The organism is Leptolyngbya sp. NIES-2104 (genome assembly GCF_001485215.1).
Taxonomy (GTDB): domain Bacteria; phylum Cyanobacteriota; class Cyanobacteriia; order Leptolyngbyales; family Leptolyngbyaceae; genus Leptolyngbya.
In genome coordinates this window covers 38,786-65,636 of sequence record NZ_BBWW01000004.1, presented here as the reverse complement: position 1 = coordinate 65,636, position 26,851 = coordinate 38,786, and the positions used below count along the sequence as shown (strand labels likewise).

The 26,851-nt window shown below is 46.9% G+C and carries 26 protein-coding genes; 20 read left to right on the top strand and 6 right to left on the bottom strand.

Going from position 1 to position 26,851, the window contains the following annotated elements:
• Positions 1-84: 84 nt before the first annotated feature.
• Positions 85-291, bottom strand: a complete 207-nt coding sequence (locus tag NIES2104_RS30380; protein ID WP_202815258.1) for a hypothetical protein — start codon at positions 289-291, stop codon at positions 85-87.
• 195 nt (positions 292-486) lie between these two features.
• Between NIES2104_RS30380 and NIES2104_RS30375 the strand changes: the two genes are divergently transcribed.
• From NIES2104_RS30375 to NIES2104_RS30335, 9 genes are all read left to right on the top strand, one after another.
• Positions 487-1,527, top strand: a complete 1,041-nt coding sequence (locus NIES2104_RS30375; protein ID WP_156427181.1) for a hypothetical protein — start codon at positions 487-489, stop codon at positions 1,525-1,527.
• 11 nt (positions 1,528-1,538) lie between these two features.
• Positions 1,539-1,751, top strand: coding sequence for a hypothetical protein (locus NIES2104_RS30370; RefSeq protein WP_059002723.1), 213 nt, complete (start codon positions 1,539-1,541; stop codon positions 1,749-1,751).
• Between the two features lie 80 nt (positions 1,752-1,831).
• The gene (locus NIES2104_RS30365; protein ID WP_156427180.1) at positions 1,832-2,050 is read left to right on the top strand and encodes a hypothetical protein; all 219 of its coding nucleotides are present in this window, start codon (positions 1,832-1,834) and stop codon (positions 2,048-2,050) included.
• 88 nt (positions 2,051-2,138) lie between these two features.
• Positions 2,139-2,486, top strand: coding sequence for a hypothetical protein (locus NIES2104_RS30360; protein WP_059002721.1), 348 nt, complete (start codon positions 2,139-2,141; stop codon positions 2,484-2,486).
• Positions 2,483-2,668 (top strand): hypothetical protein, encoded by a 186-nt coding sequence (locus NIES2104_RS30355; protein WP_059002720.1) that lies wholly within the window; start codon positions 2,483-2,485, stop codon positions 2,666-2,668. Before NIES2104_RS30360 ends, NIES2104_RS30355 begins: the two co-directional genes overlap by 4 nt.
• A 4-nt stretch (positions 2,669-2,672) precedes the next feature.
• Positions 2,673-3,158: a hypothetical protein gene (locus tag NIES2104_RS30350; protein WP_059002719.1), complete on the top strand. Its 486-nt coding sequence runs from the start codon at positions 2,673-2,675 to the stop codon at positions 3,156-3,158.
• Position 3,159: 1 nt separating this feature from the next.
• On the top strand, positions 3,160-3,894 hold the full coding sequence (locus NIES2104_RS30345) for a hypothetical protein (RefSeq protein ID WP_059002718.1): 735 nt from the start codon (positions 3,160-3,162) through the stop codon (positions 3,892-3,894).
• A gap of 57 nt (positions 3,895-3,951) precedes the next feature.
• Positions 3,952-5,700 carry a hypothetical protein gene (locus NIES2104_RS30340; RefSeq protein ID WP_059002717.1) on the top strand — a complete coding sequence of 583 codons (1,749 nt, stop codon included), beginning with the start codon at positions 3,952-3,954 and terminating at the stop codon, positions 5,698-5,700.
• A gap of 274 nt (positions 5,701-5,974) precedes the next feature.
• The gene (locus NIES2104_RS30335) at positions 5,975-6,442 is read left to right on the top strand and encodes a hypothetical protein (RefSeq protein ID WP_059002716.1); all 468 of its coding nucleotides are present in this window, start codon (positions 5,975-5,977) and stop codon (positions 6,440-6,442) included.
• A 46-nt stretch (positions 6,443-6,488) separates the two neighbouring features.
• On the opposite strand, the gene NIES2104_RS30330 is transcribed toward NIES2104_RS30335, so the two are convergent.
• Genes NIES2104_RS30330 through NIES2104_RS30320 form a run of 3 tightly spaced genes read right to left on the bottom strand, consistent with a single transcriptional unit; the run spans position 6,489 to position 9,130 of the window.
• Positions 6,489-7,526 carry a YhcG family protein gene (locus NIES2104_RS30330; RefSeq protein WP_059002734.1) on the bottom strand — a complete coding sequence of 346 codons (1,038 nt, stop codon included), beginning with the start codon at positions 7,524-7,526 and terminating at the stop codon, positions 6,489-6,491.
• A 25-nt stretch (positions 7,527-7,551) separates the two neighbouring features.
• Positions 7,552-8,493 carry a ParB/RepB/Spo0J family partition protein gene (locus NIES2104_RS30325; RefSeq protein ID WP_059002715.1) on the bottom strand — a complete coding sequence of 314 codons (942 nt, stop codon included), beginning with the start codon at positions 8,491-8,493 and terminating at the stop codon, positions 7,552-7,554.
• Entirely contained in the window at positions 8,486-9,130 is a 645-nt protein-coding gene (locus tag NIES2104_RS30320; protein ID WP_059002714.1) for an AAA family ATPase, read from the bottom strand. Before NIES2104_RS30320 ends, NIES2104_RS30325 begins: the two co-directional genes overlap by 8 nt.
• Before the next feature lie 147 nt (positions 9,131-9,277).
• Here NIES2104_RS30320 and NIES2104_RS30315 point away from each other — a divergent pair, with 147 nt between their 5' ends.
• From NIES2104_RS30315 to NIES2104_RS30300, 4 genes are read left to right on the top strand one after another with little or no spacing between them, the layout of a single operon-like run.
• Positions 9,278-10,861 (top strand): class I SAM-dependent DNA methyltransferase, encoded by a 1,584-nt coding sequence (locus NIES2104_RS30315; RefSeq protein ID WP_059002713.1) that lies wholly within the window; start codon positions 9,278-9,280, stop codon positions 10,859-10,861.
• Positions 10,858-11,139 (top strand): hypothetical protein, encoded by a 282-nt coding sequence (locus NIES2104_RS30310; RefSeq protein ID WP_059002712.1) that lies wholly within the window; start codon positions 10,858-10,860, stop codon positions 11,137-11,139. The genes NIES2104_RS30315 and NIES2104_RS30310 overlap by 4 nt, the downstream gene beginning before the upstream one ends.
• Complete coding sequence (locus tag NIES2104_RS30305) at positions 11,136-11,579, top strand: type II toxin-antitoxin system VapC family toxin (RefSeq protein ID WP_263971090.1); 444 nt, start codon at positions 11,136-11,138, stop codon at positions 11,577-11,579. Before NIES2104_RS30310 ends, NIES2104_RS30305 begins: the two co-directional genes overlap by 4 nt.
• 7 nt (positions 11,580-11,586) lie before the next feature.
• Complete coding sequence (locus tag NIES2104_RS30300; protein ID WP_059002710.1) at positions 11,587-12,879, top strand: restriction endonuclease subunit S; 1,293 nt, start codon at positions 11,587-11,589, stop codon at positions 12,877-12,879.
• 31 nt (positions 12,880-12,910) lie between these two features.
• Here the strand turns inward: NIES2104_RS30300 and drt2 are convergent, their stop codons facing one another.
• On the bottom strand, positions 12,911-14,188 hold the full coding sequence (drt2, locus tag NIES2104_RS30295) for an antiviral reverse transcriptase Drt2 (RefSeq protein WP_059002709.1): 1,278 nt from the start codon (positions 14,186-14,188) through the stop codon (positions 12,911-12,913).
• A gap of 473 nt (positions 14,189-14,661) precedes the next feature.
• On the opposite strand from drt2, the gene NIES2104_RS30290 reads away from it, so the two are divergent.
• The 6 genes from NIES2104_RS30290 (at position 14,662) to NIES2104_RS30270 (ending at position 20,065) form a co-directional block, all read left to right on the top strand.
• A complete protein-coding gene (locus NIES2104_RS30290) occupies positions 14,662-17,793 on the top strand; it encodes a type I restriction endonuclease subunit R (protein WP_059002708.1) in 3,132 nt (1,043 codons plus the stop codon).
• Positions 17,794-17,868: 75 nt separating this feature from the next.
• Complete coding sequence (locus NIES2104_RS30285; RefSeq protein ID WP_059002707.1) at positions 17,869-18,105, top strand: hypothetical protein; 237 nt, start codon at positions 17,869-17,871, stop codon at positions 18,103-18,105.
• Positions 18,106-18,114: 9 nt separating this feature from the next.
• On the top strand, positions 18,115-18,387 hold the full coding sequence (locus tag NIES2104_RS30280) for a hypothetical protein (protein ID WP_156427179.1): 273 nt from the start codon (positions 18,115-18,117) through the stop codon (positions 18,385-18,387).
• On the top strand, positions 18,371-19,087 hold the full coding sequence (locus tag NIES2104_RS30275) for a hypothetical protein (protein WP_059002705.1): 717 nt from the start codon (positions 18,371-18,373) through the stop codon (positions 19,085-19,087). Before NIES2104_RS30280 ends, NIES2104_RS30275 begins: the two co-directional genes overlap by 17 nt.
• A gap of 62 nt (positions 19,088-19,149) precedes the next feature.
• A complete protein-coding gene (locus NIES2104_RS32140; protein WP_156427178.1) occupies positions 19,150-19,305 on the top strand; it encodes a hypothetical protein in 156 nt (51 codons plus the stop codon).
• A 160-nt stretch (positions 19,306-19,465) separates the two neighbouring features.
• Complete coding sequence (locus NIES2104_RS30270) at positions 19,466-20,065, top strand: tyrosine-type recombinase/integrase (RefSeq protein WP_059002704.1); 600 nt, start codon at positions 19,466-19,468, stop codon at positions 20,063-20,065.
• 290 nt (positions 20,066-20,355) lie between these two features.
• Here NIES2104_RS30270 and NIES2104_RS30265 read toward each other — a convergent pair whose 3' ends face one another.
• The gene (locus NIES2104_RS30265; RefSeq protein ID WP_059002703.1) at positions 20,356-20,676 is read right to left on the bottom strand and encodes a hypothetical protein; all 321 of its coding nucleotides are present in this window, start codon (positions 20,674-20,676) and stop codon (positions 20,356-20,358) included.
• 333 nt (positions 20,677-21,009) lie between these two features.
• Here NIES2104_RS30265 and NIES2104_RS30260 point away from each other — a divergent pair, with 333 nt between their 5' ends.
• On the top strand, positions 21,010-26,835 hold the full coding sequence (locus tag NIES2104_RS30260) for a HAMP domain-containing protein (RefSeq protein ID WP_059002702.1): 5,826 nt from the start codon (positions 21,010-21,012) through the stop codon (positions 26,833-26,835).
• The last annotated feature ends 16 nt before the right edge of the window (positions 26,836-26,851 follow it).

Here is a 26,851-nt window from a genome sequence, read left to right as displayed (position 1 = left end):
ACGAGTCACCTTCTTTTTGCTACTTAAGTTCTGCGAATTTGACTTAGGGAAAGTCGAGGGTGATTTGTCTGAGGACAGTTTGAATCATGTTGTTTCCCCGTGTTTTTTAACCACTTTCTCAGGCGGGTATTTTTCTGGGTACTTCTGTCGAACAGCTAATTCAACTAAAAATGCTGCCAGATTTGCGCGTGGTCGTCCTTCTTCGTCTGCCCATCGCTGCAAATCTTCTCCTATCTGTTCTGGCACATTGATGCTGAATTTAGCCATTGTGGTCTGGAATGCTTCGGTCATCTGAATTCTACCTCTGTGCTTTCACAAATATTCTGAAGTAATCTAATTAGAACTTTACAGAATCTAATTAGATGCTATCATGACTTTCATGAAGCGGCAGAAAAAGTCTTGAGACGGCATAGGGTGACACATTCTGCTGTTCTCATGAGCGCTGGCTTAAACCAGCACTACATCAAGCTTTTATGGGAGACGACCATGACCTTTATGACAAAGAACTTGCCCAAAGTTGGGCAGAATGCGGCATCAGATGACACGACACGACAAACTCTGGCGATCGGGCTAGATGTTGGCAACGGAGCTGAGAAACTTTACTCCGGTCTGGGGCAAATTCTGCAAGAGAGTTACGTCCTATACCTCGAAGAACGCGCCACATTCGCAAACCAGGGGTATGTGGAATATTTGGACGGCAATCGTTCTGACCTGATGGGACGGCAGTGGATCGGAGGCATCAATGCTTACTACAGCCATCCAACCGCAATTTATCGTGTCACCGATTCTAAGGAGGGCAAAACCGATCTTTGTCTTCAACTTTTTCTAAGTGCCTTGACTCAATTTCCGCACCGAAGCGACTGGTTTTTCAATATCGTTGCTTCTGTACACGACGGGGCGACGTTTGGAAAAGCGATCGCTCAAGCACTCTCCGGTACTCATCGCATTCGATTGCTGGGAAAAGAATCAACTGTCAACATTATCGTTGGCAAAGTACTTGAAGAGGGAGCCGGAACTGCTTACGCAATTCGCCACGACTATGACTTTACCAATGCGTTGCTGTTTGACATTGGGAATGGCACCACGATCGTCAGCAGTTTCAACAACCTACAAATGACTTATCGGGACTATGCACCGGATGCTGGCGTTGAGAAATTAATTGACGCGATCGCGCTTTCCGAGAGTGTGCGGCAATTTCTCAAACGTCCCGCAGACCGTCACTTAATCCGAGCAGGGATTGAGTCCGGGCGATTCGAGTACGGCACTCAATGCCCAGATTGGAATTTCAGAGAGGCTTATCTCAAAGCTTTGCCTGAATGGTTCAACCAAGGATTAAAGCCGTTTGTCCGGGCGGCGGAAGCTCGTGTCCCTGCGGCGACTGCGATCGTGGCTGTCGGTGGTGGTGCTTGTCTTCCTGGAATTCCGCAACTGTTAGCAAAGCGAGGAATTAGTGTTCCACAAAATGCCCGCTGGACGAATGCGAAAGGGCTGTACGAAATTGCCCTAAGACTTTCAGCACGATCGTAGTGGAGTAAAAAATGCGCTTATCGATTGTTAAAAGACACCATCAGCAATTGTTGATGGAAGTAGCTGCTAGTCTGCGTTCTGATGATCCGAAAGACGGTTTAGAACACATCTTGAACTGTTGGATACAGCCTTGTTTACAGTCTCCACAAACGATTGTATTGAGCCAAAGCGAATCAACTTCCTCTGTGCTTGACGACATTGAAGCGATCGCGTCTTGGGACTAGCGGCGATTGATTTCCCACATCGCTTCGTTCTGACTTTGTACAAAACTGCACCACTTATGCCGTTAATAGGAGTACTTCCAATGCTTGAGAAAATCAAACAACTTCCGACCGAGTACGATCGCTTACCTCGACACGAAAAGATTCGCTTGTGGGTCAACACCCTAACGAATGCCGCTGGTGTGATTTTGCTTGCGATCGTCATCTTTCACACTGTTCCGATGCTGCTGCGATTCCAAGTGAATCAACCGGATCGCAACGCTCCCACTGACCACTCACCTGATCCAACTGTTTACCGCTAATTAACGCATTAAAAAGGGTGTCCCGACTGACCAAAGCCTAGACACCCTGTTGCCTCCACAATTTTGCAATTCTAGAGGGCTTTCCAGTATGCCATCAAAGTACGATTCGCCGCACTACTACTACAAAGATACGATTGTTCTGAACGGGCTGTGCCATGCGTTTGGCGATTACCTCGAACGCCTCAGCGCCATAGAGAAATTTGACCTGATTGCCTTGCTCGCACTATGGCAGAGCCACGACACCGAAGTGCAGGCAGAAGGCAATGATCCGATCACTCTCGAACAGTATCTCGACGTTGCTGACGGCTTGTTCCAAGGCTATTCCGAGAGTGTCGATCACGCCTTACAGATCCTAATCAACGCCACCGAAGGCGACGCGATCGCGCTACTGCAATCCATGTCGAGCCAGCTTTCAAGTGGGGTGTTTGCTCAATGAAAACACTTCTCTTGATCGCTGCTCGTTACGGCTTGATCGTCGCTGCTTTTGCTTGTGGAGTCTATGCCGCAACACTATCACCGCAAGTGCAAAACGACTTGTTACGCGCGACTGGACGCAATGAGCGAGTGATCATGCTTCGCGATCGTCCCCCAATCTCTGATCCAAACGCTCGGAGGTAGCGCAATGACCCCTAAATCTCGTTTGGCGCAGTTGAGGTCAGATGTCACGGTGATTTTCGGGTGTATTGCTGTGAGTGCGGTCGTCGCCGGAAGCCTAGCGGTGCAAGCCATTTCTGCTCAAAACGAAGCTCAGGCAAAACAACACCAAGACCAGCAAGCCAAGGTCGAGCAGGCGCAGCGTGATGCAGCCACGAAAGCACAAATCATCGCCAACTCAAAAGCGTGGGAGCAGTGGCGCGATTACATTGAACCACAATGTGAAAACACTGTCTCTCGCTTAGAACGAAATCGTTCATATCGCAATTTCAAGATCTACGGCAACCCAAATCGACCCGTTTATGACGGACTTGTAATTTGCGATCGTAACTTCGTCAGCATTCTTAAAGGCGCGATGCTCAGACCCGCCTACGTCGTTCCGCGTTCTGGCAGCCCGTACCCGATGCCATCTGACAATCCTCCGCCCGAATTTGCTCCTTACCGGAATCATTAACATGGATACCAAAAAATCGAATCAAACGAACTCGAATAACCGCGAATTGGTTTACCCGCCGAGCTATGAAGCCAAACGATCTCAGTCTTCAGACAGCAAGAAAAAAGGCGACTTAGACGGCGATGGTGATGTTGATTTTGTCGATCGTCTCCTTGCGATCGTCAGCTTCATTCAAACCCCGAAAGGGCAAATTTTCATCATGCTGGCAGGCGCGATTTTCTTTGCAATCATCAACGTTCCTAGTTACTCAAAGACCGTTGAGTCATTTCTGAGATTAGTGAGTGCCCAATGGCTACTCGCGTTCTCATGGCTTATTGCCTTCCTTACTTGGGCGCTGATTCAAGTGTTTGAAACGCTTCCTCGTACTGACTTTTGGGATTATGACGTGAAGGTGCAAATCCTCAAAACCCTGAACGGGCTGCACGTTCCGATTGTGTCGCGCACCGAAGGCAAACAAACCGATTTGCTCTATTGGCAAGACGTGACGGTAAGGGATGCCGAGCTGCGCCGAAAAATGTTCATCGTCGCGTCGATCGTCGCGCACATCGGTGACTTTGGAATGCTATGGACTGACTACCCGCTTTGGCAAGGCGGACTGTGGGGGCTATTGGTTCCGTCGAACTGGTTGCTTCAGAACGTTTTGATTACCTGCTTTCTCGTGTTTGGGTTTGAAGTGCTGATCGGCTTAGCGCGGTCAGTCAAACAATTTTTAGGCGGATACGAGCAGGCGAAATAGCAATGAAGGGGCGGTTCTCGTAGGTTCTGCCCCAACGATACACAATCGAGAAAAGCGATGGATGCAAACTTCTCAAAATCAATTTTGCGATCGCTGGTGGTAGACGGGGGCGTTGACTTAGCTAACTCCGTCCGGCTGGTAGACCTGCTCGCAGAGTTTTCGACAAAAACAAACACCGTTAGAACGATCGGTAACTGGGCAGGGGCGAGTCAGGTTGCGATCGGGCTTGCTCTTGTGTCCACCAATCCAGTTGGCATGATTGTGGCAGCATTGGGCGCATTCACGTTTTGGAAATCACGATCTCACCGCTTAACAATGCACGACAAGCGGGAGATTTTGCTGCTGAACAAGCATCGTCGCTTGATCCAGTTATTAGGTTATTTGCAAAAAGCGCAAACCGGGACAGAAGACGAAATTCTCAGTTCCTACGAGTCGTTCATTGGTAATTACGACTACGCTCAAGACGCAATTATTTACGATGGCAATGTCATTCCAGCCGCACAATTAATCGAAATGCTGCCGGGAATGGTAGAAGCGCGGCATCGGCATCGCTTAGATGAGAAGTCCAGGACAATTCCAACCCTACCGTCACATCCCAATTCGTCCGAACTATTGTCGTTACAGAACACGATCGGAATCGATACCCAGATAGGACGAAACGTAGTGGATGTCCCGCTCTCGCCTCAGCAGCAAGATTCAATCCACTCACCTGTGACCGAGTTAGAGCGGGCGTACAACTTGCCGTGTGAGATTGGGCTTCCCAAAAGTTTACAGTCTTTGATGATCGCTAAACCCTATTCAACATTCATCTTCGGGCAATCGGAAGCAGGCAAGGACATTACGCTCTACAACGTGATGTCGGCGCTGAAGCGATCCCATCAGAATGCTTACTTCTTGGGCATTGACGGCAAAAATAGCCCCAGTGAATCGGCGCTGTGGTCCGGTCATCTCTACGATCAAGTGGTGCGAATTTCGATGCGGAACGACCCTGCCACTTACCACGCCTCAATCGTCGATGCCCTGCAAATCGCGATCGACCGTCCGGGAACTGCCTTTATCGCCTTTTCTGAAATCAACGGCATTGCGGCAGCTTACGGTGTTAAGCGCATGATCAAGGAATGGGATGAAGTTGCATTCTTGATCGCATATCTAGCAATTCAAGGCAATTCAGAACGCAAGTTTTTGTACGGTACAGCTCAGGCGTTGAATCTCGATGCGCTGGGCATTAAGAAAGAATCTCGCTCGAACGTTTACTTTTTAGCGATCGCGAACTCTACTCAATTTGGCTTTCTCAGTCAGATGGCAGGCGATACGAATGTGTTCAGCAACAAACTGCTCCTCGACCAATCCGCTTTTCAGTCCGCCTGCTCTCGATCGACCGCAACCCAACATCTCAAAAATCATTCGATTCTGAAGGGAATTGGCTATTTTCACACTGCCTTAAATCGATGGGAACCAATGCCCAGACTCGAAAATCCAGGACTCGATCGAGGCGAAGCATTTCCGCAAGAGCAGCACCAAAGCGAGACGACTCAACCCACGTCTGAATCAAAATCAGCCGATCTATCTCCCTTGACGCAAAACACGCAAAGCAAGGAAGTGAATGATCGAGGAAATGTTTCTAAACCGCCGCTTTCTCGAACAGAATTGATGCTGGCGATCGCGGAATTAGGAGAATGGCTTGATCGGAATCAAGGATTATCTTTCGATCAAAGCTACAGCAATTACAACGCTCGTCGTAAAGGATTGAGTCGTCCTGAATTTCGTTATTTGCTAACACAAATTGAACAGCTTGATGCAGAGTGACACGGGCGACACGGCAGGCAGAAAAGCCGTGACACGGGCAGGGTCAGCGCGGGTCAGCCGCCCGTGTCAGGTGTTGATCGTGTTCGATCGAGGTTCTGTAACGAATTAAGTTGCGCTACAAGCGTCAGATTAACTATCAAGAGAAAACACTCTGTCAAACAGCGATCAAAAGTTCTTTTCGTCAAACGTAGAAACTGCGATTAGTTGAATTTGCACTAAATTTCATCATGGGGTGCGGCAGCACCCATTCTTCACACATTATCCCACATAATTTATGCGTCCTTCTCAACTCGTTATGTTAGGAGCAGTGCTAGGTGCATCGCTCATTGGATTAAATATTGGCTTAACTCGCATCAATCGAGAGATTCCTTCGACTCAATCACCCACGCTGTCCTCAAATTCAGTTCCTTCACCTTCTGTTGATCCAACCCCCATCCAAATGACGGTTGAAGACTTCATGAGCCGATATTTTGAAGCGTTGAATCAACATGATTTTGATACAGCTTACAGTTTTCTGTCGCCAGCTTGGGGCGTGAGTCGTCAAGATTATCAGCGGTACTGGAAGCAATTCAAGGCAGGCTCGATCAAATCCGAGATTCTATCCGTTTCTCAGCGCCCAGATAAGTCGATTGATGTGAAATTGAACTGGTCAGGCGAAAGCGCTGGAAACCTGGTAAAGGTAAAATTTCGGTGTTCAGTTCGCACAACTCCAGCCAGCTATCGAATCGAAATCTGCAAATGAATACTGACGCGGGAGTGAGATCAAAGCATGGCATACCGGATTGAGATTACTCCTGATTTGCAATTTCAGAAAGCTTAGTATCAATCTCTATTTCAAGCTGTTCGCTCGACGGTAGATTTTCTTTTAACTGATCTGGTAATTGGTGGGTGGAAACTGCGATCGGTGTACTCACATTTCTAAGCGCATACTCTACTGTGGTTCTTCGCTTTGACTTACAAAGAATAATGCCGATTGTGGGTTGGTCATCTTCATGCCGTAGCAAATCATCGATCGCCGAGACGTAGAAATTAAGCTTGCCGGAAAACTCTGGCTCAAACTCCACCATTTTGAGTTCGATAACCACATAGCAACGCAGTCGAACATGATAAAACAACAAATCCAGTTTGTAATCTTTTCCGTCCACTGCGATTGGGTACTGACTTCCCATGAAAGAAAATCCCATTCCCAGCTCTAATAAAAAGTCTCGAATGTGTGCGACAAGCGCATTTTCAAGATCTCGCTCTTGGGCATTTTTACCCAGCGTCAGAAACGAGAAGTTGTACGGATCTTTGATTAAATCTCTTGCCAGGTCAGATTGGGGCTGCGGTAACGTCTGTTCAAAATTTGTAATTGCTCCACCTTGCCGCTTGTGTAATCCACTCTCAATCTGATACTCCAAAATCGTTCGGCTCCAGCCATTCTCGATCGCTTGCTGCGCGTACCAGAGTCGCTGGTCTGAATCCTTCACACTGTCCAATAATCGAATCAAATGACCCCACGGCAATTTGTGCAACAGCCGTTGCACAATTTCAACGTCTGGATATGCCTCCGCAAATGCCCTCATGTATTTGAGGTTTCGCGCCGAAAATCCTTGCACATCAGGGAATTCGCGTCGTAAATCTTTAGCAAGTCGATCGACAACTTTTGCTCCCCAACCTTCGCGCTCTTGTCGCTCTAGAATTTCTTTACCAAGCTGCCAATACAGTAAAATTGCTTCTCGGTTAAGAGCTGTGGCAGCCAACACTTGAGCGTGACGAATGCGCTCCTTCAATCTATTGAGGAAAGCATCATAGTTTTGCGAGAAGAGTGAGGATTGATCAGTCACGGTGGCACAGCTATAGGTTGAAAATTTAATTTGATGGATTCTCAGTTCCAATCAAATCGTCAAGTTGAGAAAGCAATTTTTCTAGCTTAATTCGCTTTTTGGGATCTTCCCAGATTGCTGACTTTCTCAACCGTTGTCCAATCTGAGCATATCGTTGAGCATAGCTGACTTCTGGTGCTTTTTCTTGAGGAGGGGAGACTGCTGCGATCTTTTGTTTGATTTCACTCAAGCTCAGGTTCTTTGATATTGCCAGCTTAAGTAGTGATTTGCGTTGCTGTTCGCTTTTTACTCGTGCGATCGCTCGCGCTTTTGTAAATTCAAGCTTTCCTTCTTGAAGTGCTTGTAGAACTTCGGACGGCAACTTAAGTAGCGGTAAACGGCTGGTACGAAAGGATTCAGCATTGAAGCGACCAATTTCTTCCAAAACAGATTCAATCGTTTGAAGCTGGAGGGAAACGTTTCCCTCCAGTTCTTGCTCACGAGTTTTTGCGTGATTGGCTCGGTGCAAAACCGAAGCAACATCATCACGACTCCCGCCAATTTGAATCGCAAGTAAATCTAAAATGGCTTCTGTTTCTTCGACTGGATTGAGGTCTTCTCGTTGTAGATTCTCAATCAGCGATACTCGAAGCGCCTGTTGATCGTTAAGCTCCTTGACCACCACGGGAGCATCTTGAAGTCCAAGCTCTTTTGCTGCGCGGTAGCGCCGCTCACCTGCGACTAACTCGTAAGCTCCATTCTCCAGAGGACGAACGAGTAATGGCTCTAAAATGCCATACTCCCGGACAGATTGGACGAGCTGTGCCTGCTTCTGCGGATCAAAGTAGCGTCGGGGTTGCTTGTTCGGAAGATGAATTTGCCCAAGGGAGAGCGTTTGCGAAGGGTCAACGCTTTCGGGATTTTCAATAAACTTCTGGGCGATCGATGCCGATAAGCCCTGAGTTAGCGATTGTCTCGATTTAGCCATCTAATACCTCCAGCGCTTTCTTAAAAAGTTGCTCTAGTTCGCGTCGAGCAATTCCAGCCGTCGAGCCTGTCAAGTCAAATACTGTTGAGTTCTGCCCAAAACAGTCTGCCAGAATTTGACGCTGATGAATTACGGTTTCTAAAACTGTGACTCCCGGCATAAGGCGCAATACTTCGATCGCTTCATCTTTCAGCTTGGTCCCTTTAACGGCTCGGTTCACAAACATCACAGCTTTCGGATCGCCGCGACGGATGCGTTGTGCCTGATGAATTAAGCGAACGGTATCTGAGGCGCTTTCGAGATCAACGCCTGTTGGCTGGCAGGGTACGATCGCTAAATCTGCCACGAGGATCACGGCTCTTGTGGTTTCGGAGAGTGCAGCCGGACCATCGACAATTACCCAGTCGTACTTTTCAAGTAATTTAGGGAGTTCGTCCAGAAGTGTATCCGGAGCTTGAATAATTTCACAGGGTACGTCTTGCTCAAGTCGCAATAGCCACTTTGAGGATGAGCATTGAGCGTCTGCATCCGCAACCACGACAGACTTCTTCTGCTTCTGGAGCCAACGGGTAAGGTGAACTGCAATGGTGGATTTGCCTGCTCCGCCCTTTTGATTAATGATTGCGACGATCGGCATGAGTCGAATTAGGATTACACGGCATAGTGTAGGGCAAATTCTCGATTAGAAGTGCCAATGCTTTTAGAGAAAAGTTTCAATTTCTGACGTGTGGCACTACACTTGTTTTCGATTGATCATTGAGTTCGATTAAGGACATCATCCAGCGTGGCGACGAAAAAAGGAACGAACGGCAAAAACGGCAATGGCGCAAATCTGGGTTTTGAACAAACGCTGTGGGCAACGGCTGACAAGATGCGTGGTCACATGGATGCTGCTGAGTATAAACACGTTGCGCTGGGGCTGATTTTTCTTAAATACATTTCAGATGCGTTCCAGGAACTCTACGACAACTTAGCAAGCCGACAAGAAACGGACTACACCGATCCTGAAGACCGAGATGAGTATGTGGGTGAAAACGTTTTTTGGGTTCCGAAAGAGTCGCGATGGTCGCACATTCAGGCAAATGCAAAACAGCCGACGATCGGCAAGCTGATTGATGAGGCAATGAGTGCGATCGAGAAAGAGAACCCGCGACTCAAAGGCGTATTGCCGATGCAGTATGCCCGACCGGATCTCGATAAACAAAGGTTGGGTGAACTGATTGATCTGATTAGCAGGATTGGGTTAGGAGATGCTGCCAGTCGATCCCAGGATATTTTGGGGCGGGTGTATGAATATTTCCTGGGGCAGTTTGCTGAGAAGGAGGGCAAAGGGGGCGGAGAATTCTATACACCGCAGTCGGTCGTGAAGCTATTAGTTGCGATGATTGAGCCGTATAAAGGGCGAATTTATGATCCCTGTTGCGGTTCAGGTGGAATGTTTGTGCAGTCGGAGAAATTCGTTGAGGCGCATGGCGGGCGTAAGGGTGACATTGCCATCTATGGGCAGGAGTCAAACCCGACCACGCGGCGACTGTGTTTGATGAATTTGGCAATTCGGGGAATTGACGGCAATATTGGCGATCGACAAGCGGACAGTTTCACGAATGATTTGCACAAGGATCTGAAGGCGGATTACATCTTGGCAAATCCGCCCTTTAACATCAGTGATTGGTGGAATGGGTCGCTTGCGGATGATGTGCGCTGGCAGTATGGCACCCCGCCCAAAGGCAACGCGAATTATGGCTGGGTGCAGCACATGATTCATCATCTCGCACCGAATGGAATTGCTGGCTTTGTGTTGGCGAATGGGTCGATGAGTTCTAACCAGTCGGGCGAGGGAGACATTCGTCAAGCGATCGTAGAAGCGGATTTGGTGGACTGCATGATCGCGCTGCCGGGGCAGTTGTTTTACACTACGCAAATCCCAGCGTGTTTGTGGTTTGTGACGCGCAATAAGAAAGGGGCGATCGGCGTAAAAGGATTTTCGCCGCTCAGAGATCGACGGGGAGAAACCCTATTTATTGATGCGCGGAAGCTGGGGAATTTGGTCGATCGCACACATCGAGAACTCACTGAAACAGAGCTTGACCGGATTGTGGGAATTTATCATGCGTGGCGTGGCGAACCGGAGGCTGGGGTGTATGCAGATGTGGCAGGATTTTGTAAAAGTGCGACGCTGGAAAACATTAAATCACATGGGTATGTGCTAACTCCGGGACGATATGTGGGGGCGGAAGACTTGATCGAGGACGATGAGCCGTTTGAGGAAAAGATGCAGAGGTTGACCCAGACGCTCGACCAGCAGTTTGCTGAAAGTGCCAAATTAGAGATAGCGATTCGAGAAAATCTTAGGAGGTTGGGGTTATGACTTCATTACAGCAAGTGCTGCAAGACATTGATCAACTCACGCTAGAAGAGCAGTTTGAAGTCCTAAATCACACCGCAGAGCAACTAAAACGTCAGGCAGTGACGCAAAATAAGCCCAAACGAGGCATTGCTGAGGAGAATCCAAGACCGAAACGTAAGTGGAGTGATCTTAAGGGGATGGCTCCTTATCCGATGATGGGGGAAGATGCTCAAGAATGGGTGTCACGGACTCGACGGGAAGGAGATGAACATCGCGATCGACTATCACGAGGGGAATGATGCAAATTGACGATGAGGTGTCAGGAGTTTCTCGGCTATTTCTGGATACGTCTCCTGTGATTTATTTTGTTGAGCGGAATCCGCAGTTTGTTGGGGTGGTTGACCCAATCTTTGAACGGTTGGAAGCCGAGATTACGGCTGTTGTGAGTCCAGTGACGATCGCAGAATGCCTAGTGGGTGCGTTGCGATTGAACTTAGCAGCGTTGCAGCAGGCTTATTTAGAGATTCTGGACAGTGAGAATGTGGTGTTTGTGGAGAGTTCCCGGATGATTGCTCGTGAAGCTGCAAGAATTCGATTTGAATACAATTTTCAGTTGCCAGATGCGCTACAGATTGCAACCGCGATCGCAGCAAATTGTGATGCGTTTTTAACAAATGATATTCAACTGAAACGAGTGACAGAATTGCGCGTTTTGGTGGTGGGCGAAATGGAGGCTTGAGAAGTAGATGAATGTTCGCGAATTGATCGAATTTGTCAACTCAGGAAATGTTGTAGGAACTTTTCCACGTGGTTTCTCCCAAAATACCGTCTTTAAGTATCCGTTAGTTCGCGCTGACAGTTTAGTAACTCTCAATTATGGAAAGGGACTCGTTGAGAAGAACCGAATTTCTGGTGACATTCCTGTATATGGTACTAACGGACGGTGTGGATGGCATAACGAGGGCTTAGTGAAAGGTCCGGGAGTAATTCTTGGAAGAAAGGGTATGGGACCGCTCGGCGTTGAGTGGTGTGAGTCCGATTTTTGGGTTATCGATACGGCTTACTATGTCACTCCTAACACACCTTCTCTCGACCTTAAATTCTTTTACTACCTTACAAAGTATATTGGTCTAAATCACCTAAAGGATGGAACCTCTAATCCAAGTCTTTCTCGCGATACCTTTTCTGCTCAATTATTACCATTCCCGCCAATTAATAAGCAAAAAGCGATTGCTCAAATTCTCTCCTCTCTTGACGATAAAATCGAACTCAACCAGCAGATGAATCAAACGCTGGAAGCGATCACTCGTGCCTTGTTTAAGTCATGGTTTGTTGATTTCGATCCGGTTCGGGCAAAAATGGACGATCAACAGCTCATAGGTATAGATGCTGAAACAGCGGCTCTGTTTCCTGCTGAGTTTGAGAGTTCGGTACTAGGCGAAATTCCAAAGGGATGGAGGGTAGGAGTTGTGGAGGACGAATTCCAAATTACAATGGGTCAGTCACCTTCAAGCTCAACCTACAATCAAGATAAGAAAGGATTACCTTTTTATCAAGGGCGTAAAGATTTTGGTTCTCGCTATCCGTCCGTTCGTGTTTATTGTAACGCTCCAACTCGCTTCGCTAATGCTGGGGATACTCTAATTAGTGTTCGTGCTCCTGTTGGAGATATCAATCTGGCAAGTGAACAATGTTGTATTGGTCGTGGAGTTGCTGCTGCACGACATAAAGATGGTAGTCGCTCCTATACCTACTACACCATGCAAGGACTTAATGAGCATTTTGCTCGTTTTGAGGCAAAAGGAACGATATTTGGCTCGATGAGTAAAAAAGATTTTCTCTCAATACCTTGTATTGTTCCTTCAGTAGCAACCATCAGAAGGTTTGAGCAACTAGCCTTTCCGTTAGATCAATGCGTGGAAAACCAAGCACAACAAATATTAACCCTTCTCTCAATCCGTGACACTCTACTGCCAGCACTTCTAGCTGGTAAAACACTTGTAAAGGACATTCAGAGCTTTGTTGAATCTCAGCTATAAATTTTACGGTAATACTGAGTCTTATGAATCTTCAGTCTTCTCTTAATTCTGCTTCAACTTTTTCAATTGCTTGATGCAGTTTTATCCAGTGATTGCGTACTTGCCTGCGAATTTTTGGGGAGTTCATGGTCTTGCTTGAACGAAAAGCATACTTGATGAAGCTACGCTGCCCTAAATGGCTATACTTCTCATATAGTTTTTTGCAATGAATCTTATCATCCCCCGCTTGATTGGCAGCATAACCTGCTGAACGAACTGCTCGTTTCATGCGTTGGTAGTACCGAGCAACAGTTTGAGAGCGTAGTAATCGATTCTGCCCATCGAACGTAAAGCCTAAATATTGAAGTGGAGGTGAGCCGAGCAGCAAACCTTCCGTTGTCCGACTGAAGTTAGAGATTTCAGTTTTTTCAGAATTTGGAGAAAGAGCATCTCCACTTTTTTTAATCTCCTGCTCAACTAAAGCTTTTATTTCTTCAGATTCTTCTGAAGGACAGACCCACAAGATGTCATCACAATATCTTCGATAAATACCATTCACTCTAAAAGCGTGCTGTGACATCACTTTATCGAAATTAATAAGAAACAAATTAGATAGAACTGCACTTATTGGTGAACCCTGTGGAATACCATACGAATTAGAATTAACACATATTTTAGATCTAATACAGTCACGAAATTCCTGCGGTGTGCAGAGCCGTCTATTATCCCTTATCTCTTTATAGTTGGTAATTTCAAGCGCATCAATAGCTTCCTGACGATCAACGTAAGCATATTTAGTAATAGATTTATAAACTTTGTAGTGATCATCAGGAAGTTTTTCAGTACCAAGAACTTCGCACCATGCCGCTTTTAATTTCTCATGATCAATGTTGTCGAAAAAACTTGATAGATCGAAAGTCAATGCTGTGCATTCTTGCTTTTTTTCAATTTGATCAAATACTTCTCTGGAGAAATCAATATTTGATTTTCCCAAGGAACGATAGGCAATTACACAATCTTGTAAAGGTTGCGCCTGTATATATATTTCGTAAAGCTTACTAAGTTCTCGTGCGTACCAAGCATAAATATGAGAATCTAGATGTCCTGCATAGAGAATAGGACGATTTTTATCTTGGGTTTTGCGAATTTTAGACTTATATCGAGGAGTAACTTTAACGTATTTGAGAAAAGGAAAGAATGCGTGGCGCTCAACTCTCTTGCAATCTGTTATGTAGGCCTGAGCAAATTTTCTAGATACCTCGCGGTCGAAATGGATGTAGCCACGGGATCTGTACCAATCATTCGATTCGGCATCTCTAAATTTAGACATAAGTGCCTCGTTGATATAGCAGAGCTAGGAGGTCAGGATAGACGGCATCCACACGACCCCCTAGCGCACGCGCTACTGTCACTCTCTTGGGAATGTTACTACTCAAGGAAGCACCGTCAGCAAAACTATATGTGTGACAAGTTTCTCAAACCAGCACTACTCTTCGCAGGCAAGTCCGTGGTAAACCATCCTCCCTGCATACTCATATACAGGCGATTTAAATGTAACTCAGCATCCTTAAAGGTGAAGTGAGCTATCTAGAAACTGTTTTGAAGAATTTGTGAAGTTAGCTGGCAAGCCTTATAAATCTGTTGATAGTTTGACGTAGACGCGATGTTTCCTTTATCTCCATGTATCAATACAGATAAAAGACCGCCACTATTCCTACAAAACCTGATAACAAGATTGGTTTGAAATCGCAGCCCAAAACATGGGAATTCTTTTGAGCAAGGAGTGGCACATCAAGACGACATATGAGCAACTTTACTGAAACCGATGTAGAACTCGCTGCCCTCTCTTACTTTGAAACCCTCGGCTACTCCTACCTCTGCGGCTACGACATTGCTCCCGGAGAACCTAACGCCGAGCGCCAAAAACTCAGCGAAGTCATTCTAGAAAATCGATTACGAAACGCGATCGCTCAAATTAATCCCCAACTTCCAGCAGAAGCGATCGATGAAGTCATTCGACAAGTTCTTCGCTCCGAAACCCAGAACAGCGTCGAAAATAATCAACGCTTCCACCGTCTCCTTAGCAATGGCGTACCTGTCGTTTATCAAAACGACGATCGTACTATCCACGACCAAGCATGGCTGATCGACTGGACAGACCCCAACAACAACGACTGGCTCGTAGTCAACCAGTTCACCGTGATCGAAAACCGCAAAAATCGCCGCCCCGATCTTGTCGTCTTCATCAATGGAATTCCTCTGGCAGTGATTGAACTCAAAAACGCTGCCAGCGAAAACGCTGATATCGAAGGAGCTTTCAACCAACTTCAGACCTACAAACGCGATATTCCTAGCCTGTTCGCTTACAATGCTGCCCTCGTTATCTCTGATGGATTAGATGCTCGCATTGGTACGATTACCAGCGATCGGGAACGCTTTATGCCCTGGCGCACGATCGATGGTGATGATCTCGCTCCCAAAAACACCCCCGAACTCGAAGTCGTCATTCGCGGCGTATTTGAGAAAACCCGCTTCCTCGACCTGATCCGCTTCTTCATCGTCTACGAAGTCGATGGCGCAACCATCATCAAAAAAATAGCAGGCTATCACCAATATCACGCCGTCAACAAAGCCGTAGCCGAAACCGTCCAAGCTATCTCTCCCCAAGGCGACAAACGAGTAGGCGTAATCTGGCACACTCAGGGGTCAGGCAAAAGCTTATCGATGGCATTCTACGCTGGAAAAATCGTGCAGCATCCAGCAATGGCAAATCCTACGATCGTTGTTCTCACCGATCGCAACGATCTAGACGATCAACTCTTCACCACCTTTTCTAAATGCCAAGACTTACTGCGACAAACTCCCGTTCAAGCCGACGATCGCGCTGACCTCAAAAATAAGCTTCAAGTCGCGTCTGGCGGCGTAATCTTCACCACCATTCAGAAATTCGCCTCAGAAGATCGCGGCGGCGAATATGAAATGTTGAGCGATCGCCGCAATATCATTTTCATTGCTGATGAAGCTCACCGCTCTCAATATGGACTCCAAGCACGAGTCATTAAAACTAAAGACCAAGCCACTGGAGAAGATGGGGCATACACCGCTTATGGGTTCGCAAAGTATCTGCGTGATGCTTTACCCAACGCCTCCTTTATCGGTTTCACTGGAACTCCGATCGATAAAGCCGATGCCAGCACCCGTCGAATTTTTGGCGATTACATCGACATCTACGACATCCAGCGTGCCGTTCAAGATGGAGCGACCGTCAGCATCTACTACGAAGCCCGACTCGCCAAAATCACACTCGAAGCCAGCGAGAAGCCCAAGATTGATCCTGAGTTTGAAGATGTCACCGAAGGCGAAGAACAAACGACCAAGGACAAGCTCAAAAGTAAATGGGCACAACTCGAAGCAATGGTCGGCACAGAGAAGCGCTTAGAATTGGTGGCTCAAGATATTCTCACCCACTTTGACGATCGACTTGCTGCAATGGAAGGCAAAGGAATGATTGTCTGCATGAGTCGCCGCATCTGTGCTGAACTCTACAAGCAAATCATCAAACTTCGCCCAGAGTGGCACTCCGACTCAGACGACGCAGGTGAAATCAAAGTCGTGATGACGGGCAGTGCATCAGATAGCGAACTGCTCCAGCCTCATGTTCGTTCTAAGAAAGGGCGGGATGCGATCGCAAATCGTCTTCGCAATCCTCAAGATCCCCTCAAACTGGTAATCGTTCGCGATATGTGGCTCACAGGCTTCGATGCACCCTGTTTGCACACGATGTACATCGACAAACCGATGAAAGGGCACAACCTGATGCAAGCGATCGCCCGCGTCAATCGGGTCTTTGGGAAAAAGCCAGGAGGTCTTGTCGTCGATTATCTGGGCATTGCCCAAGATTTGAAATCTGCTTTGATGGACTACACAGAAGGCGATCGTGGTGAGACAGGCATTCCCATTGAAGGAGCCGTCGCTCTGATGCAGGAGAAGTACGAAATTGTTGCTGCAATGTTCCACGGCTTTGACTATTCCCAGTTTTTTACAGGTACTCCTCCAGAGCGATTAACTGTTTTACGAGAAGCCACAGACTGGGTTCTTCGCCCGGAATTTCAAGTGGACAACAGCGTACAGCGATATATTCAAGCGGTGACTGAGCTTTCTAAAGCTTTCGCCCTCTGTGGTACAGAAGAAACTGCGATCGCGCTTCGAGAAACAGTTGGGTTCTTTCAAGCAATCAAAGCAACTCTTTCTAAACATACGATTGAAGGCAGCAAAGGCAAAGCAGAACTCGATGCAGCCGTCCGTCAAATTGTTTCTCGTGCCGTTGCATCTGATGGAGTCATCGACATTCTCGCGACCGCTGGACTCGACAAACCCGAAATCTCGGTTCTATCCGACGAATTTTTAGAAGAAGTCCGCGACATTCCCCAAAAGAACCTAGCACTAGAAGTTCTGCGAAAACTACTAAATGATGAAATTCGCACCAAATCAGCCCGAAATGTTGTTCAAGCCCGCAGCTTCTCAGAGATGCTAGAAAACACAATCCGGCGTTATCAAAACCGCTCGATCGAATCGGCTCAGGTGCTGCAAGAGTTGATTGAACTCGCAAAAGAGATGCGTGAAGCGAATCGACGCGGCGAGAGTCTGGGATTATCCGAGGATGAACTCGCTTTTTATGACGCGCTTGAAGTGAATGACAGTGCAGTTCAAGTTTTGGGCGATGCGACGCTAAAAGCGATCGCACGTGACCTGGTTGAAGCAGTCCGACGCAACGTCAGTATCGACTGGACAGAACGCGAAACCGTTCGAGCAAAACTTCGCACGATCGTCAAACGACTACTGCGGAAATACGGTTATCCACCTGACAAGCAGGAGAAAGCAACTCAAACCGTTCTTGCTCAAGCTGAAACACTTTGCAAGGATTGGGCTGCTTAATGTCATCAAATTTCATAACAGCTAGAATTTAATAGAGTGAATGAAATTTGAGTTTCGAGGTGGTGTGAGAGGCAAATGATAGAATCAGAACTCTTAAATAAGCTTGGCGTTAGCTCAAATATTTTTGAGCGATACCAAATGTTGTGCCTTCCTGAAAATATTGAGAATCAATCAGAACATTTGGAATTATTTGATGCAAGTGAATCCATTATTCTATGCAAGCTGTTAAAGGAAGAGGGTGTAAAGTGTGCAAACTCTTATGATCTTGGTTTAGATGCCAAAATCTCAGAGCGCAGAGGTCTGGACATTTGATTAGGCTCTGTGTGGATTCTCAACCATGCTGTACTCCCCTTATTGATCAGTGTGATAGGTCGCCTACTAGGAGAAAAAATTCAGAAGGAATTAGAGTCCTCCAAACAGCAAAAACTCTCTCAACTTTCTGGGAAGCCAGACGAAACAAGAGTCCATGTCAATCTAAAAATTGTGGATGAAAAAGCATCTAGTGAAATTACGTTTCACGGTGATGCAGATACTTTTTTGAGGATTTTGAAAGGCATCAACAATCAAGACGAAATTGATGAAACTAAAGACTGAATCGGTAGACTTTGAAATTCATGTTTCAGAGTTAGTTGAAACATGGTTGAAGCTGATGTTCAATAAGCAGTATGAGGAAGCAGATTTACTCTGCACAAACTTTATAACCAATTATGGCTCTGCATTCAAGCAACGTGTCTTTGAAGTAGATGACAATGAGTACAATAAACTGCTTATTCTACTAATCCTCATCAAAGGATTGCATGATTCTGTTCAAATATGTCAAGCCACTAGTAATGGTAGATGGCATGAGCATAATTTGATCGTGGAACAGGTATGGATTAAGCTGTGCGATTGCAAAGAAAGGCTTGAATTTGCATCCCGATTCTATCAAGGTGAAGTAATCAGGAAAGTTGCTCAGTCTTTAGATGGCTTAGAGAGCTTTTTCCAAAAGGCTTTTGGCAATGGTATGTATCTTAGCCCTGGAATAATAGTAGATAAATATTTGTGCAATATATGTCACAAGGATTCTAGAGCTTGTTCTCATGTAGCAGGTAGGCTATATGGTGGAAGAATTTGTTCTTATCAATCCGTTAATCCACAAGTTAATCATGTGGCTCTTGTGCGCGTACCGAAAGATTTGAGATGCCGTATCTGGTCTTGGCACATTCAGGACAACGACGAAGGCGAAGGAATTGCGCTCAAGGCACCTGTATTAACATCGTTCAGCATCGATGATTTTCTACTAAAGATTGACTGACCATCTCGGAAGGCTTCACTGCCTGACACTCCTCCATTCGACTTGGCTGAAGACAATTTGAGATGGCACTGCTCGCCACCTTGAAAACCAATGAGCAGTGCAAGAAAATTCATCGATTGAACTCTGTCGATCGCAACTTTAATCAACAGAATCACTGGCACGACTTTAATCAGGAGTCAGATGTTCGCCTCAACCCTACGTCTCATCCAACTGACTAACTATTTATTCGAAGTTAGTGAGATAAGAAAGAGGCTAAACCTCGCTTCTGTCTTGACTTTCAGCATGATTCTGTTAGACAGGGCTAAAATCAAAGGTTTTCAACTTCGCTAAGTTTACAGATAAAATGGCTAAAAGTTAGTGAGTCGAGAAAAGAGCCGTATGCCGTTTCAGAAAGGGCAGAATCCCAACCATCCCGCACCAGGATCAACGATCAAGGTGGAACCGATTCGAGACAAAAAAGCGATCCAACGAATCAAGAAGGTGCTGGCAGACCATCCGCGTGATTTGTGTTTGTTCACGTTGGGAATCAACACGGCGTATCGGGCAAACGAACTCTTATCGATCAAGGTGCGGCAGGTGCGATCGCTTAATGTCGGCGATGTTTTAGAACTGAAGCAGAGCAAAACGCACAAGTATCGTCCTGTGACGCTCAATGGCACTGCGATCTCGGCGATTCAGCATTGGCTGGGGAACAGTCAGCTTCAGGACGAAGACAATCTCTTCACGGGGCAGCGGGGGTGTTTAACGGTGACGACTGTGAGTACGATGGTCAAAACTTGGTGCCAAGATGTGGGACTGAAGGGGAACTATGGGAGTCATACGCTGCGGAAGACTTGGGGCTACTGGCAGCGAACGGAGCGAGGCACTGCAATTCCTTTGCTGATGGAAGCGTTCGGACACGCCACTCAGCGTCAGACGTTGGCGTATTTGGGAATTCAATCGGATGAGATCGCTCAAATCTATGAGTTGGAGCTTTGAAAAACTGAGCTTCTCACAACTCATCTTGCATTTAGTCACTAGAAAGCTAGAGGCGTTGCTACACGAAGCTTCCAGTCGCTAAAGAACGCTGCGTTTTGAGAATCTTTATCGACCGTTTTTGAGAGAACAAAGAAACAGTAGAAGGTCAAAACTAAACAACTATGCACTTTCAGTGCATAGTTGTTTAGTTTTAATGATGACAGCGAAGTCGCATATCAGTCGGCAATTCTAATCAGAGAGCTACTGGTCATTGATCTTACTGAACTGTGGCTCTAGCTAACCATACTTAGCTAGAGCGATCGCAGACCCGCTATCAGTAGATTAATCCGTTCTGCAACGTCTGCTCTGCCCTCCGGCGATGCATCTCGTAGAAAGACATCAATAATAAACCAGCGACATAATAAAGGATCGATCGAGACGAGGTGCAACATCACTTGATTTAGAACTTCAGTCAGCAACGCATCTGGAAGACGGCGTAATTCGTCCCGGACTACGAACGCTTGCTCTAGGTCGTGCGTTTGACCGACTTTCAAAATCGCTTTGACCACAGCCTCAATCAAGTGACTGAAATTCTTAGCGCTGAGTGTTTCGTTAAGCGGCTGATCTTGCAAGAAGCAATTCCTCTATCAATTGAATTGATACTGCCGAAGCATGAATACTGCGTTCAGTACACTGTTTTCATCCACGTAGCACTATTAATTTTTATTCACTATAAAAATTAGCATCATATCGAACCGTTACTACTTCTGCAATTCCACACAAAGAATACCTAATTTTAGATGAATGCCCTCTATCTTAAGGTGGAACAGAAATCAGATTACTCCCATTGATAGAAGCGAGCTATATGTACGGTAGAGGGATAATATTCCTGGAATAAGCCTTTGGTCATGAATCAAACCAAAGACATCTGATTCTATTGACCCAAAGCACTCGCTCAACTCGTTATGACTACTGTACCTCGCACCGTTGACTCGGATACCCTTGACCTCCAGCAGCTTCTCAAAACCCTGGTTGAAGTTAAAAAAGGTAATTTCTCAGCCAGAATGCCGATCGAGCAAACTGGAATCGCAGGCAAAATTGCGGATACGCTCAACGACATTATTGAGATGAATGAGCAAATGGCAACCGAGCTAGAACACATCAGCACGGTCGTTGGTAAAGAAGGCAAGATTAGCGAACGAGCTTCGATCGACAATGCGCGAGGTGCTTGGAAAGCATCGATCGGGTCTGTGAATACGTTGATCACCGACTTGGTGCAGCCAATGACCGAAACAACGCGGGTGATTCGGGCAGTAGCAACGGGAAATTTGACGCAAACGATCGCGACCGAAATTGAGGGCAAACCGCTGCAAGGCGAGTTCCTGCAAACGGCTCAAATTGTTAACACAATGGTGGATCAACTCAACTCGTTCGCTTCAGAGGTGACGCGAGTGGCGCGAGAAGTGGGAACCGAAGGGATGTTGGGGGTACAGGCAGATGTCCCTGGCGTGGCGGGAACCTGGAAAGATTTAACCGACAGTGTGAACTCGATGGCGGGCAACCTCACCGCTCAGGTGCGGAACATCGCGGAAGTGACGACAGCGGTGGCGAATGGAGACTTGTCGAAAAAAATCACCGTCGATGTGAAAGGCGAAATTTTGGAGTTGAAAAATACGATCAATACGATGGTGGATCAGCTTAATTCGTTTGCCTCGGAAGTGACGCGGGTGGCGCGAGAAGTGGGAACTGAAGGAAAACTAGGGGTGCAAGCTGATGTGCGCGGCGTGGCGGGAACCTGGAAAGATTTGACCGACAGTGTGAACTCGATGGCAGGCAACCTCACTGCCCAAGTGCGGAACATTGCGGAAGTCACTACAGCGGTAGCAAATGGTGATTTGTCCAAGAAAATCACTGTGGATGTGAAAGGTGAAATTCTTGAGCTTAAGAACACCGTCAACACGATGGTGGATCAACTCAACTCGTTTGCTTCAGAGGTGACGCGGGTAGCGCGAGAAGTGGGCGCAGAAGGGAAACTCGGCGGTCAAGCACAAGTTAAAGGCGTAGCGGGAACCTGGAAAGACCTTACCGACAGCGTGAACTTTATGGCAGGCAGTTTAACGGCGCAGGTGCGGAACATTGCGGAAGTCACTACAGCGGTAGCAAATGGTGATTTGTCTAAGAAAATCACTGTGGATGTCAAAGGTGAGATTCTTGAACTCAAGAACACCATTAATATCATGGTGGATCAACTCAATTCCTTTGTTTCAGAAGTCACGCGAGTGGCGCGAGAAGTGGGAACCGAAGGAAAACTGGGTGTGCAAGCGCAGGTTCAAGGTGTCGCGGGAACCTGGAAGGATCTGACCGACAGCGTGAATTTCATGGCGGGCAACCTGACGGCACAGGTGCGAAGTATTGCTGAGGTCACAACAGCGGTAGCAAATGGTGATTTGTCCAAGAAAATTACCGTCGATGTGAAAGGCGAAATTTTAGAGTTGAAAAACACGATCAATACGATGGTGGATCAACTCAGTTCTTTTGCCTCGGAAGTGACGCGGGTAGCGCGGGAAGTGGGGTCTGAAGGAAAGCTCGGTGTACAGGCAGATGTGCGGGGCGTAGCAGGAACCTGGAAGGATCTGACCGACAGCGTAAACTTTATGGCAGGCAGTTTAACAGCACAGGTGCGAAATATTGCAGCAGTGACAACAGCGGTGGCAAATGGGGATCTCTCTAAAAAAATCACCGTCGATGTGAAAGGTGAAATTCTAGAGTTGAAAAACACTGTTAATACGATGGTGGATCAACTCAATTCATTTGCTTCGGAAGTGACGCGGGTGGCGCGGGAAGTGGGTTCTGAAGGAAAGCTTGGTGTACAAGCGCAAGTTCCTGGCGTGGCGGGAACCTGGAAGGATTTAACCGATAGTGTGAACTTCATGGCAGGCAGTTTAACTGCACAAGTGAGAAACATTGCTGAAGTAACCACGGCGGTGGCAAATGGTGATCTTTCCAAGAAAATTACCGTGGATGTGAAAGGTGAGATTCTTGAACTCAAGAACACGATCAATACGATGGTGGATCAGCTTAACTCATTTGCTTCGGAAGTGACGCGGGTGGCACGGGAAGTCGGAACCGAAGGAAAATTAGGGGTGCAAGCGTATGTTCGCGGCGTTGGTGGCACTTGGAAGGACTTGACCGATAACGTGAATTCGATGGCAGGTAACTTGACTGCCCAAGTACGGAACATTGCAGAAGTCGCAACGGCGATCGCGAATGGCAACCTGTCTAGAAAAATCACAGTGGACGTGAAAGGTGAAATTCTCGATCTCAAAAACACGATCAACACAATGGTCGATCAGTTGAGTTCTTTTGCTTCGGAAGTGACGCGGGTAGCGCGGGAAGTCGGAACCGAAGGAAAGTTAGGGGGTCAAGCTCAAGTCATTGGCGTAGCGGGAACCTGGAAGGATTTGACCGACAATGTGAACTCAATGGCGAGCAATCTCACTGCTCAAGTCCGAGGCATTGCCAAAGTAGTAACAGCCGTGGCGAATGGTGACTTGAAACGGAAGTTAATGCTCGATGCCAAAGGCGAAATCGAAACATTAGCTGACACTATTAACGAGATGACCGATACGCTCGCGACGTTTGCAGACCAAGTAACAACTGTGGCACGAGAAGTGGGCATCGAAGGAAAGCTGGGGGGGCAGGCAAAAGTTCCGGGAGCATCAGGAACCTGGCGCGACTTGACCGATAACGTCAACGAACTCGCAGCGAATCTGACGACTCAAGTAAGAGCGATCGCTGAGGTGGCAACGGCGGTCACCAAGGGAGATTTAACGCGATCGGTTGCGGTCGAAGCGCAGGGGGAAGTTGCTGCGTTAAAAGATAACATCAACCAAATGATCGCCAATCTGCGCGAAACTACTCAGAAAAATACTGAGCAAGACTGGCTCAAAACTAACTTGGCGAAGTTCACGCGAATGCTGCAAGGTCAGCGCGATCTCGAAGCGGTTTCCAAGCTCATTTTGTCGGAATTGGCTCCGCTCGTTTCAGCGCAGCATGGTGTCTTTTACCTAATGGAAAGCAGCGATCATCATTCGGGCTTTCTCAAGCTACTTAGCACTTATGCTTATCGAGAGCGCAAACACTTAGGCAACCGCTTCCAGCTAGGCGAAGGACTAATCGGACAGTGTGCCCTAGAGAAAGAGCGTATTTTGCTCACTGAAGTTCCGGCTGACTATATCAAAATCAGTTCTGGATTGGGTGAAGCGAGTCCCTTGAATGCCGTCGCCCTTCCGGTATTGTTTGAAGGACAAGTGACGGCTGTGATCGAACTTGCCTCGTTCTCGCGATTTAGCGATATTCATTTGACCTTTTTTGATCAGTTGACCGAGAGCATTGCTATCGTTCTCAATACGATCGCAGCAAGTATGCGAACCGAGGAGTTGCTCAAACAGTCCCAATCTCTAGCAGAAGAACTGCAAAGCCAACAGAAAGAACTCACCGGAACAAATCAACGACTAGAACAGCAAGCTCAATCTCTGAAAGCCTCTGAAGACTTACTCAAGAATCAGCAAGAACAACTTCAGCAAACCAATGAGGAACTGCAAGAGAAAGCAGAATTGTTAGCAGTTCAAAACCAAGAAGTTGAACGCAAAAATCAAGAAATTGAACAAGCTCGACGATCGCTAGAAGAAAAAGCCGAACAGCTTGCTCTAAGTTCTAAATACAAATCTGAGTTTCTCGCCAATATGTCTCATGAGTTGAGAACCCCACTGAATAGTTTGCTCATTTTGGCGCGGCTCTTTGCTGACAACAGCGATCACAACCTGACTGAAAAGCAGGTGGAATATGCACGAACGATCCATTCCGCTGGAAACGACCTGCTCGAACTGATTAACGACATTCTGGATCTGGCAAAAATCGAGTCGGGTACGATGTCGATCGATCCAGAGCCAATGTCATTCACTGACCTTCGTAATCATCTCGATCGCACATTTCGTCAAGTTGCCCAAGACCGCAACCTCGATTTTCAGATCAGTTTCGATCCGCAGTTGCCACGCAGTTTGTACACTGACTCCAAACGGTTGCAGCAAGTGTTAAAGAACCTACTCTCCAATGCCTTTAAGTTCACTGAGCAAGGTCAAGTTAGCCTCAATGTTCGCTTAGCGATCGAGGGCTGGAGTTCTGATCAAGACAAGCTAAATCAGGCTGATCGAGTGATCGCTTTTGCCGTTTCTGATACAGGAATTGGCATCGCGCCAGACAAGCAACAAGTCATTTTTGAAGCTTTTCAGCAGGCAGATGGCACCACTTCTCGCAAGTATGGAGGAACAGGCTTAGGCTTGTCGATTAGTCGAGAAATTGCTCGTTTGTTAGGAGGCGAGATTCGGCTTGTGAGCGAACCCGGTCGAGGCAGCACATTCACGCTCTATCTCCCTCAAAATGATGGTGGACGTTGGCATTCACTGATATCTGAATCGACGACAGCAGCATCTTCCTCACTATCAAGGGTTCTGGTTAAACCCGCATCTCAACCACTGGCTCTCACAACTGAGCTATCGGAGCCAGTATTGATGTTTGATCAGGCGATCGAAGATGATCGAGAAACCATTCAGTCAGACGATTTCACCCTGCTCATTATCGAAGATGACTTGAACTTTGCTCGAATCTTGCTGGATATGGCAAGGCAACAAGGCTTCAAAGGGCTTGTGGCAACTCGTGGCAATGTCGGTCTGGAAATGGCGCAACAGTTCAAACCAACGGCAATTATGCTCGACATTCGCCTTCCGATTCTCGATGGGTGGATGGTATTAGATCGATTGAAGCATAACCCTGATATCCGACATATTCCGGTTCACGTGATGTCCGTCGAGGAAGGACTGCAACGCAGTTTAAGTCAAGGCGCGATCGCGTACCTGCAAAAGCCGATCAACAGCGAGGTACTGCTCAACGCCTTATCCAGCATTAAAGCGTTTGTCGATCGCTCAGTTAAGAATCTGCTGATTGTAGAGGATGACGACGTTCAACGCCAAAGTATTGTTGAGCTGATCGGGAACACTGATGTCGCTAGTACCGCTGTTGGTACAGGGACAGAAGCCTTAGAGGCGCTTAAATCGGGACACTTCGATTGTCTAGTACTCGATCTAGGATTGCCTGATATAAACGGATTTGCCTTTATTGAGCAAGTGAAGCAAGACCCTAAGCTAAAACACTTACCGATTATTATTTACACTGGAAAAGAGCTAAGTGCTCAAGAAGAACGGGAACTTCGCCGCATCTCAGACACGATCATCCTCAAAGATGTGCGATCGCCTGAACGCTTACTTGATGAAACCGCTTTGTTCCTGCATCGGGTGCAAGCAAATTTACCAGAGTTGCAGCGAGAAATGCTAGAGCGATCGCAGCAACAAGATTTAACGCTGGCAGGTAAGAAAATTCTGATCGTCGATGACGATATGCGAAACATTTTCGCCCTCACCAGTGTATTAGAACGCTATCAAGTGAACATTCTCTATGGGGAAAATGGTCGAGAAGGCATCACAATGCTACAAAACCATCCAGACATTGACTTAGTGCTAATGGATGTCATGATGCCCGAAATGGATGGCTACGAAACGACACGGGCAATCCGGCAACTCAGTCAGTTTTCAAGGTTACCGATCATTGCGCTAACCGCAAAAGCAATGCGGGGCGATCGCGAAAAATGTATGGAAGCTGGAGCCTCAGATTACATCACAAAGCCGGTGGAAACTAATCAACTGATGTCTACGCTTCGAGTTTGGCTTCACCGATAGGTCAATTTCTAACTAA